Source organism: Rossellomorea pakistanensis, from assembly GCF_016908495.1.
In the GTDB taxonomy this organism is placed as follows: Bacteria; Bacillota; Bacilli; order Bacillales; family Bacillaceae_B; genus Rossellomorea; species Rossellomorea pakistanensis.
Map to the genome: position 1 here is coordinate 1 of NZ_JAFBDZ010000014.1, position 9,682 is coordinate 9,682.

Annotated in this window: 13 protein-coding genes; 1 reads left to right on the forward strand and 12 read right to left on the reverse strand. The window is 38.4% G+C overall.

The window, feature by feature from the left end; genetic code table 11:
* Positions 1 to 270 precede the first annotated feature (270 nt).
* Positions 271 to 915, reverse strand: a complete 645-nt coding sequence (locus JOC86_RS24410; RefSeq protein WP_239587834.1) for a KinB-signaling pathway activation protein — start codon at positions 913 to 915, stop codon at positions 271 to 273.
* Between the two features lie 135 nt (positions 916 to 1,050).
* Here JOC86_RS24410 and gerD point away from each other — a divergent pair, with 135 nt between their 5' ends.
* The gene (gene gerD / locus JOC86_RS24415; protein ID WP_205176300.1) at positions 1,051 to 1,689 is read left to right on the forward strand and encodes a spore germination lipoprotein GerD; all 639 of its coding nucleotides are present in this window, start codon (positions 1,051 to 1,053) and stop codon (positions 1,687 to 1,689) included.
* A gap of 65 nt (positions 1,690 to 1,754) precedes the next feature.
* Here the strand turns inward: gerD and JOC86_RS24420 are convergent, their stop codons facing one another.
* From JOC86_RS24420 to JOC86_RS24470, 11 genes are all read right to left on the reverse strand, one after another.
* Entirely contained in the window at positions 1,755 to 2,819 is a 1,065-nt protein-coding gene (locus JOC86_RS24420) for an Mrp/NBP35 family ATP-binding protein (RefSeq protein ID WP_205176302.1), read from the reverse strand.
* A 103-nt stretch (positions 2,820 to 2,922) separates the two neighbouring features.
* Positions 2,923 to 3,633, reverse strand: a complete 711-nt coding sequence (gene cwlD, locus JOC86_RS24425) for an N-acetylmuramoyl-L-alanine amidase CwlD (RefSeq protein WP_205176304.1) — start codon at positions 3,631 to 3,633, stop codon at positions 2,923 to 2,925.
* Positions 3,634 to 3,704: 71 nt separating this feature from the next.
* On the reverse strand, positions 3,705 to 4,151 hold the full coding sequence (locus tag JOC86_RS24430) for a DUF2521 family protein (protein WP_205176306.1): 447 nt from the start codon (positions 4,149 to 4,151) through the stop codon (positions 3,705 to 3,707).
* Between the two features lie 215 nt (positions 4,152 to 4,366).
* On the reverse strand, positions 4,367 to 4,759 hold the full coding sequence (rpsI, locus tag JOC86_RS24435; protein ID WP_205176308.1) for a 30S ribosomal protein S9: 393 nt from the start codon (positions 4,757 to 4,759) through the stop codon (positions 4,367 to 4,369).
* 27 nt (positions 4,760 to 4,786) lie between these two features.
* Positions 4,787 to 5,224, reverse strand: coding sequence for a 50S ribosomal protein L13 (rplM, locus tag JOC86_RS24440; RefSeq protein WP_205176310.1), 438 nt, complete (start codon positions 5,222 to 5,224; stop codon positions 4,787 to 4,789).
* A gap of 199 nt (positions 5,225 to 5,423) precedes the next feature.
* Positions 5,424 to 6,161 (reverse strand): tRNA pseudouridine(38-40) synthase TruA, encoded by a 738-nt coding sequence (gene truA, locus JOC86_RS24445; protein WP_205176312.1) that lies wholly within the window; start codon positions 6,159 to 6,161, stop codon positions 5,424 to 5,426.
* Positions 6,162 to 6,174: 13 nt separating this feature from the next.
* Complete coding sequence (locus JOC86_RS24450) at positions 6,175 to 6,972, reverse strand: energy-coupling factor transporter transmembrane component T family protein (RefSeq protein ID WP_205176314.1); 798 nt, start codon at positions 6,970 to 6,972, stop codon at positions 6,175 to 6,177.
* Positions 6,969 to 7,838: an energy-coupling factor ABC transporter ATP-binding protein gene (locus JOC86_RS24455; protein WP_205176316.1), complete on the reverse strand. Its 870-nt coding sequence runs from the start codon at positions 7,836 to 7,838 to the stop codon at positions 6,969 to 6,971. The genes JOC86_RS24450 and JOC86_RS24455 overlap by 4 nt, the downstream gene beginning before the upstream one ends.
* Entirely contained in the window at positions 7,814 to 8,650 is an 837-nt protein-coding gene (locus JOC86_RS24460) for an energy-coupling factor ABC transporter ATP-binding protein (protein WP_205176318.1), read from the reverse strand. The genes JOC86_RS24455 and JOC86_RS24460 overlap by 25 nt, the downstream gene beginning before the upstream one ends.
* Before the next feature lie 434 nt (positions 8,651 to 9,084).
* The gene (rplQ, locus tag JOC86_RS24465; RefSeq protein WP_205176320.1) at positions 9,085 to 9,447 is read right to left on the reverse strand and encodes a 50S ribosomal protein L17; all 363 of its coding nucleotides are present in this window, start codon (positions 9,445 to 9,447) and stop codon (positions 9,085 to 9,087) included.
* Between the two features lie 42 nt (positions 9,448 to 9,489).
* A partial coding sequence (locus JOC86_RS24470; protein ID WP_275583435.1) for a DNA-directed RNA polymerase subunit alpha C-terminal domain-containing protein occupies positions 9,490 to 9,682 on the reverse strand: 193 nt, incomplete at its 5' end.

Sequence of the window (9,682 nt, forward strand, 5' to 3'; positions counted from 1 at the left end):
CGGCAAAAAGTGAAGAAGGAATTGCCCCAAAATGAGAAACTAAGAAAAATCGAGCTTACCGAAGCTGGTGTTAGGAATTAGGGGGTCAAACCGAAAGCGACTATTTAAGGCATGAGATTTCAAATTTATGCACATGTTATACTATCCTCCATTAATACGGAAAGTACATACATATAAAAAAGACCCAGGAACCATTACTTCAATAGATAGAAGAAAAACCATCTATTGACGAACATATGGTTCCTGATTCCTTTTTGGATAGACCCTTTATCAGTTAACTGAGGTTTTCCCATTTCCTTTATCTTTAACAGACCGGGCATTGTATTTAGGAAGCATTAAAAGCTGATAAGCGTTGCATGCTAATAATGCAAAAAGCATTAAGTACAACCACTTACTTGCATTTACTTGAAGCACTGGCAGCCATTCAAGTACGGTAACGACTACCATAAAGAACAACGCGGAAACAAATGTATTTTGTTTTGCTTGTTTGTTTTTGAAAAATGCTACGACTATTCCTACGACAAAGATAAAGATCGCTAAGATTATATAAGGAAGAAGAGACTCCTCTTCACCTGCGAAGGCTTTAAACCGGAAGTATATAAGATCGAACAATACAATAGCAATAACCAGTAACTGCACAGGATTCCATAAAGACCTAAACATCCTTAATCCAAACTGATGTACCGTAAGATAGGCAAAGAAGCCCATCTGACTAATGACACTAAACGTAAAACCAACAAATATAAACCAGACAAATGTAGAAATGATTCTGCCTATTTCCATGTTTGAAAATAATGGTGCAAACTCATTCCATCTAACGATAATCCCTAATATTGCTGTAACAAACCCACCTAAGAATAAAGTGGAAAAAAATAATCGAATCCAATTTCGGATGGTCACTTCATTATCCTCCATTACTATTTTCTACACTCTATTGATTGTACCAACCAGTTTTTGAAAAATCTACACATAGGCTAGTCATGGTATATTTTTTTTCATTTATCTCATATTAATCATAAGGATATTTGATAGATGAAAGGAGTTTCTTTTATGAAAAAATTATCCTTTCTCCTTTTTCTCCTGATTTTGATCCTTACCGCTTGTGGCGGTGGCGGAGGAGAGTCAGGCGGTGGACAAATGGATTATGAACAAACCAAAAAAATGTTAGTTGATATATTAAAATCCGATGATGGAAAAAAAGCGATTGAAGAAATCATGAGCGATGAAAAAGTGAAACAAAGCTTAGTGATGGATCAAAAGGTGGTAACAGAAACCATTACGAAAACACTCACTTCTGACAAAGGCACTGAGTTTTGGAAAAAGTCATTTGAAGATCCAAAATTTGCTGAAGCAATGGCAAAGAGTATGAAAAAAGAACATGAAAAGCTTCTTAAAGACCTTATGAAAGATCCTGAATATCAAGGTATGATGATGGATATATTAAAAGATCCAGAAATTCAAAAGGAAATTGGAGAAGCTCTTAAAAGTAAAGAATACCGTGAGCACCTTCAAAAGGTTATTACCGAAACTTTAGAAAGCCCACTTTTTAAAGCCAAAATGGAAGATATTCTATTAAAAGCTGCTGAGGAAATGCCACAAAAAGGTGGCGGTGAACAAGGAGGCGGCCAAGGCGCCCAAAGTGGTGGCGGTTCAGAACCTTCAGAAGGTGGCGGCGGTGGCGGCCAATAATCATAAACAAGGACTGTTCATGTAGAACAGTCCTTGTTTTATGATCTTTGAAATCATGTCTGCTTTTAAGATTTAACGGCCAATGAATCAATCACTTTTGACGCGATCTCTCCATAGATTTCCCCTAAGCGATGGTCTTCGGCATAAATGGATGGTGCGAAGTCTTCTTCATTCCAATCCGGTTGTTGTAATGGCAGTTTTCCTAGAAGCTCTGTTCTTAATTCTTCTGCAAGCTTCTCTCCCCCGCCTTGTCCAAAAACATATTCTTTTTCACCTGTTGATTTGCTTTCAAAATAGGACATGTTCTCTACAACACCTAGTATCTCATGATCTGTTTGTAGCGCCATTGCTCCAGCACGTGCTGCTACGAATGCCGCTGTTGGATGAGGAGTCGTTACAATAATTTCTTTACAATGTGGAAGCATTGTATGAAGATCGAGGGCAACATCGCCTGTTCCTGGCGGTAAATCTAATAATAGATAATCAAGATCACCCCACTCGACTTCTCCAAAGAAATTATTCAACATTTTCCCAAGCATTGGTCCTCTCCAAATAACAGGGGCATTATCTTCTACAAAGAATCCCATAGAAATTACTTTTACTCCAAATCGTTCAACAGGAATGATTCTCTCTCCACGTACTACAGGTCTTTTGGCAATGCCCATCATATCCGGTACACTAAAACCATAAATGTCGGCATCCACCAGTCCTACTTTTTTCCCTTGTCTCGCTAATGAAACAGCTAAGTTTACGGATACAGTTGATTTACCAACTCCGCCCTTCCCACTAGCAATGGCTATAAAAGTCGTTTTACTTGCTGGCGATAGTAAATTGCCGCTATCAGGGTCTGCCCCTGATCCTCTATGTTTTTCGAGTTCATCAGCTGGTAGATCAGCAAAGCGAATACCGACTGTTTCAGCACCATTATCTTTAAGTAATTTTACGATTTTTTGTTGTAGTTGTAATTGTTCACCTGTACCTGTTTTGGCAATGGCCACTTTTACACTTACATGCTTCTTCTCCTCTTTAATACTCACCTCAAGAATCCCATTTGTATCCTTTAAGGATTTATGTAAAAAAGGATCATTTATACTAGATAATAACTCACGAACCTGTTGCTCTGTTACCATTACTAAACACATCCTTTGCTGTGAATTCGTTTACATCTTATTTTAGTATAACATATTCGTTTTTTACTTTATTCTATCACGCTCAAAAAAACCAACGAAGATTCTACTCTTCATCGGTTGGTTCTGTTAAATATTTCAATACTCCCTCATAAATGGAAGCAGCTACTTTTTCTTGATAATCTGACTTCATAAGATTGGCTCTTTCTTCAGGATTCGATAAAAACCCAATTTCTACAAGAGCCCCTGGTTTTTTGGCATTCTTTAAAATATATACGTTTTGAATTCCTTTCGCCTCTCGATCCGTGTTTTCTAAATTCCTGACCAATTCTCCTTGAATCGATTTCGCTAAGGCTTTATTTTCTTTATATTTAGGATTGTAAAAGGTTTGGGCCCCACTCCATCGAGATGATGGAATTGAGTTTAAATGTATGCTTAAGAACAAGTCGGCTTCTGAGGAATTGATGAGTTTCAACCGTTTATGGAGATCTTCAACTTTTCTTCTGCTATAGCCTCGTGTACCTTCTGGAGCTAAGTCTTTGTCCTCTTCCCTTGTAAGAATAACTAATGCCCCTTGTTCTTGTAAATAATCTCTTAGCATTAAAGATACATCTAATGCGATATCCTTCTCTAATGCGTTTTTATCACCTGCACCCCCATCTGGTCCACCATGCCCAGGATCGAGATAAATAATTTTCCCCGTTAATGGGAGGTTCCAGGATTCCCAGGTATCCTTTTCTAAAATTTTATACTGAATCAAAAAAAGTAAAATAATAGCCGCTCCTATTAGGGAGGCGATCTTGACCTTCGATTTCATTCTTATCCCCCTTCCCACCTCTTTAAAAAAATATGGGACAAGGAGTAAAAATAGAACCTAATTCTTATTCTTTAATGAAGTCTTAATTTGTGCCGCTTCATTCCATTAGTGAACCCTTCTGTCCACCAATTCTCTACAAAGTATTCACAGCTATAGTAAAAGGATTCATCGATTGAGTTAGAGACTCCTATTTCAGACCAGTAAAGCCAGAAGTTATACAGGGTATCAATAAGATGTTTCATTTCTTCATCACACCTAAGTTTGACTTGGTCCATTCCTTCACCTCTAAGACCAAACTTACTAATCTTTCCTCCTAATAAGTAAGCTTCAATCGCGACATCATAACATGCTTCATCAAATCCTTGTTGCATATATACTCCACCTTGAATCTTCATCTGACCAAAATGTTTTTTCACACTCTCCTGAAGCATCTTTATGGATATCTCTCGAAGTAAAGTTCTCTCATGTTTTATTTGTTTTTCTCTTCTCTTAGCATCAAATGTTGTAATAACATTCAAAGAAATCCACCCCTTTGAACGTATTTTCCTACAATCCCTTAAGCTTCATGCGAGCAATGGTTTCCAATTATGTGTCTTCCAGAAAATGCATGAAGTGGATGGGTTGGCTGCTCTTAATCCTGTGCCAGGTACAATTTCGCACTATTATACCTGGCACACATGAAAAATAAAAAATCCCAGCCGAATAATTCGACTGGGATGAAACGAAAATAATATTAACGTTTTGAGAATTGTGGAGCACGACGAGCACCTTTAAGACCGTATTTTTTACGTTCTTTCATACGTGCGTCACGAGTTAATAATCCTGCGCGTTTTAATGTTCCGCGGTATTCAGGATCTGCTTGAAGTAAAGCACGAGCGATACCATGACGGATAGCGCCTGCTTGACCTGTATATCCTCCACCATGAACGTTTACTAATACGTCATAGTTGCCAAGAGTTTCCGTAGCAACTAGAGGTTGTTTGATAACCTCGCGTAACGCTGCAAATGGGATGTAGTTTTCTACTTCACGATCGTTAATAACAATTTTACCGTTACCTGGTACTAAACGTACACGAGCTACTGAGCTCTTACGACGACCAGTTCCGTAATATTGAACTTGTGCCAAGATAATACCCTCCTCTGAATTTATTAATTATCCACGAAGTTCGTACACTTCTGGTTTTTGTGCTTGATGGTTATGCTCAGCGCCAGCAAATACGTGCAATTTCTTGAACATTTGACGGCCTAAAGATCCTTTTGGAAGCATACCTTTAATCGTAAGCTCAAGCATCTTCTCTGAGTAGTTCGTACGCATTTCAAGAGCTGTACGAGATTTTAAACCACCTGGGTGTTGGCTGTGACGGTAGTAAATCTTGTCAGTAAGCTTTTTACCAGTTAGTTCAATTTTTGATGCATTTAAAATAATCACGTGATCACCAGTGTCAACATGTGGTGTAAAAGTTGGTTTGTGTTTACCGCGTAGAATCGATGCTACTTCGCTTGCAAGGCGACCTAAAGTCTTACCTTCAGCGTCAACAACGTACCATTTACGATCGATTTCATTAGCTTTAGCCATATACGTCGTACGCATTATTTACCCTCCTAAAAATATCAAATTTCATAGTATTTATAATCACAATAAGATTCCGGGGCTTATCGTGGGGTTAATAACATACCATATGCTATAATATCTTGTTCAGAAGCTGATGTCAAGAGAATGTTACACCAGGATTAGTTGTTTTAGAAATACTTTTTAGAAATAGCCGTATCTCGGGTTGTGACCATCCCTATTAATAGGTAACTTTCCACAAATACAACCCTTCTGGTGGGGCTGTTTTCCCCGCTTTTGTACGGTCTTTTGCCTTAAGTATTTCTGTCACATTTTCTGGAGTTATCTTCCCTCTACCAACCTCTAAAAGAGTCCCCGTTATGATTCTAACCATATTATAGAGAAACCCATTTCCTTCATATGAAATGATAAGATTTTCTTCATCAACATTAAGAGAAATGGAATAGATGGTTCTGATTTTATCTTCTACATCTGTTTTCGATGAACAAAAGCTTGTAAAATCATGTTCTCCTATAAAAGCAAGGCTTGCCTTCCTCATATCCTCTACATTAAGTGGGTAGGGATAGTGAAAAGCTTGATGCCTTGTAAAAGGATTTCTGACAGTTTGTAAATGAATCTTATATCGATATTCCTTCTTTTTCACTGAAAAACGGGCATGAAAATCGAGCCCCACTTCTTCAGCAGAAAGAATGGAAATATCACTAGATAGAAGGCTATTCAAAACAGTGGGCCATTTCTTTTCAGATATATTTAGATTACTATCAAAATGAAAAACTTGACCCATTGCATGAACTCCTGAATCGGTCCTCCCTGATCCTGTAATTCTTTCAAAGGAACCCTTATGAATTTTACTTAGTGCCTTCTCAATTTCTCCTTGTACAGTTCTTTTATCGGGCTGTACCTGGTACCCTGAAAATCCAGAACCATCATAGGAAACTAAACACTTAAATCGTGGCATATCACCACTCCCATTATCCTCTTAATAAAAATAATATAAGTCCTAATCCTACAAGTACCAATAGGATCGTTGAATCCTTCCACGTCCATTGCAATACTCGGTATTTTGTTCGTCCCTCTCCACCTCGGTATCCTCTAGCTTCCATCGCAGTAGCCAAATCCTCCGCTCGTTTAAAAGAACTTACAAATAAGGGAATAAGTAATGGGACCACTGCTTGAAGTCTTTCCTTAATAGGACCACTACTAAAGTCTGCACCTCTTGCTGTTTGTGCCTTCATAATTTTTTCTGTTTCTTCCATCAGCGTCGGAATGAATCGCAAAGAAATCGACATCATTAAGGCTAATTCATGAACAGGAAATTTAAATTTATTCAAAGGATTTAATAATGATTCTAATCCATCAGTAATGGAAATAGGTGTGGTCGTTAAAGTCAACAAAGATGTAACAAGTATTAAATAGAGAAAACGAAGTGATATAAAAATTCCTTGCCGTAAGCCTTCTTCATAAATTGAGAAAAATCCTAAACGCACTAATTCCTCTCCTTCTTTTGTAAAAAACAAGTGCAGGAGAAACGTGAATCCAACAAGCCAAAGGATTGGTTTTAGTCCTGCAAAAAGGAATCGAATGGATACTTTCGTCATCATGATTGATAAGATTGTAAAGAGTCCGAGTACCATGTAGGTGATAGCATTATTGGCTAAGAAGACAATACAAATAAAGGTAAAAATAAATAATAGTTTTGATCGTGGATCCAATTGATGTACAAAAGAACCCGTAGGAATATAACGACCTATAATCATTTTATCCATCATTTGACGTCACCTCGCTCACGTTCTTTCATAATTTCAGTAGCTAGTTCATCAATTGATAGACATGTTTTAGAAAGGGGACGCCCCAATTGCTTCTCATATTTATACTGAAACCTGACGACATCAGGTACATCCAAGCCAAGCTCGAGCAGCTCTTCTGGCTTTGAAAAAATCTCAACTGGTTTCCCTCTTCCCTTAATTCTCCCCTTCTGCATAATCACCAGTTCATCCGCATAGGACGCGGCATCCTCCATACTATGGGTAACCAATATGGTCGTTAACTCTTTTTCTTTGTGAAGCTGATAAAACATATCCATGATCTCTTTACGACCCCTTGGATCTAAGCCAGCTGTTGGTTCATCCAGAACGATCACATCAGGATTCAATGCCAGTACACCCGCAATCGCGACTCTTCTCATTTGTCCGCCTGATAGATCAAAAGGTGATTTTTCTAGAATGCTCTCTGGAAGTCCAACTTGTTTGATGAGCTTTAGGGCTCTTTTTTCTGCTTCTTCTTGGGAAACGCCAAAATTCATAGGGCCGTAGCAAATATCCTTCAAAACCGTCTCCTCAAATAATTGATGTTCTGGAAACTGAAAAACAATCCCAACCTTTTGGCGAATGGGTTTTAGGCCTTTTGGCTTCTTATTGGAAGTTACCGTGGTATCTCCAATCTTGACTTCCCCTGAAGTAGGTCTCAATAGAGCATTTAAATGTTGTAAAAGTGTGGATTTCCCTGAACCAGTATGACCGATGACGGCTAAATACATTTGACTTGGAATTTCGAGATCAATATCTTTTATGGCAAGCTTTTCAAAGGGTGTTCCCAAAGAGTATCGGTATTCTACTTGTTTAAGTGATATGTCCATAGATCTTTCACCAAATCTTCCTCTACTAAATAACGTTTCTCACTATTAAATCCATTCTTTTTCAAAGCTTTTGCCAATTTTAAAGTGAAGGGAACATCCAAACCAAGCGCAATTAAATCATCTTCCAACCTGAAAATTTCTTTTGGTAATCCTTCCTTATAAACCTCTCCTTGATTTAAAACAACCATTCGGTCTGCCTGTGCAGCTTCCTCTAAATCATGAGTAATAGAAATTACGGTCAAGTTTCGATCTTTCTTTATTTCATTAATCGTTTTAAGTACTTCTTGTCTACCTTTAGGATCCAACATAGAAGTTGCTTCATCTAAGATGATAATATCAGGCTCAAGGGCAACGACGCTTGCGATCGCAACCCGCTGCTTCTGTCCTCCTGATAGATGGTGCGGCTCTTGATTAAGAAACTCGCCCATTTGGACTCGGTCAAGGGAGTGTATAACACGTTCCACCATTTGAAGATGTGGAACCCCATGATTTTCTAAACCAAAAGCCACATCATCTTCAACCGTCGTTCCAACAAACTGATTATCAGGGTTTTGAAAAACCATTCCGATTTTAGAACGGATATCCCAAACGGTTTCTTCAGACAATAAATACTCTCCTACCCTGACTGTACCACTCTCTGGAAAATGTAGACCATTTAACATTTTTGCCAATGTTGATTTCCCAGATCCATTATGACCGACAATTGCTAGCCATTCCCCCTCATAAACCTTAAGGTTAACATCTTTAAGGGCAAATTGCTTTTGATCATCATAACGAAAGGAAACGTTCTCTATAGATATTAATTGGTTCATCAATAGCTTACCTCCCCTAGGCTCAGGCTCATCTCATTTATAGTTTTTATTTCGCAAGCTGTTTTATTTATAATGCTCCACGCTTTTAAAGACGATGAAGAGTCTGAATAGAATCGGCGTTCTGCTCTTCTCTGACAATAATCATGCGAAAATAAGTAATACTCAACTCTGCTCTAGTGAAAAATATCTCTATATACAAAAAAAGCCTGCACCCCTTTCCATAGGCTGACACAGTTTTCGAGTCAGCATAGTTCATCAGATGAACAGCTTCTACTTATAGAAGTTGGAAGAGGTGCATGGAGCTAGACGAGACACTCAAGAGATGCTCATCATAACGCTCTGCTTTTTGTAACGTATATAGTTATACAAAAAGGGCATAGAAGCGCAGTTAACAAACTGTCCTCCCGCCCTTGTTGTAATGTAACGCTTATCTATTATACTAACTCAATGATTACCATTGGAGCACCGTCACCGCGGCGAGGTCCAAGTTTCATGATACGAGTGTATCCACCTTGGCGCTCAGTGTAACGTGGGGCAATGTCAGCGAATAGCTTTTGAATTGCATCTTGGTTGTCTTCAGCATTTGCTACTTCATGGCGGATGAATGCAGATGCTTGACGACGTGCATGCAAGTCACCACGTTTACCTAAAGTGATCATTTTGTCCACAACTGAACGAAGTTCTTTCGCACGAGCTTCAGTTGTTTCAATGCGCTCATTGATAATTAGGTCAGTAGCTAAGTCACGTAATAATGCTTTACGTTGTGAACTTGTACGTCCTAACTTTCTGTATGCCATTAAGGTTCCCTCCTTTGTTGAATCGTTACAATCGTTTAGGGATCAATCGTCTTTACGTAAGCCTAAGCCAAGGTCTTCTAACTTTGCTTTAACTTCTTCAAGAGATTTACGTCCTAAGTTACGTACTTTCATCATATCCTCTTCAGTCTTGTTAGCAAGCTCTTGAACAGTATTGATGCCAGCACGTTTTAAGCAGTTATATGAACGAACAGAAAGGTCCAGTTCTTCAATTGTC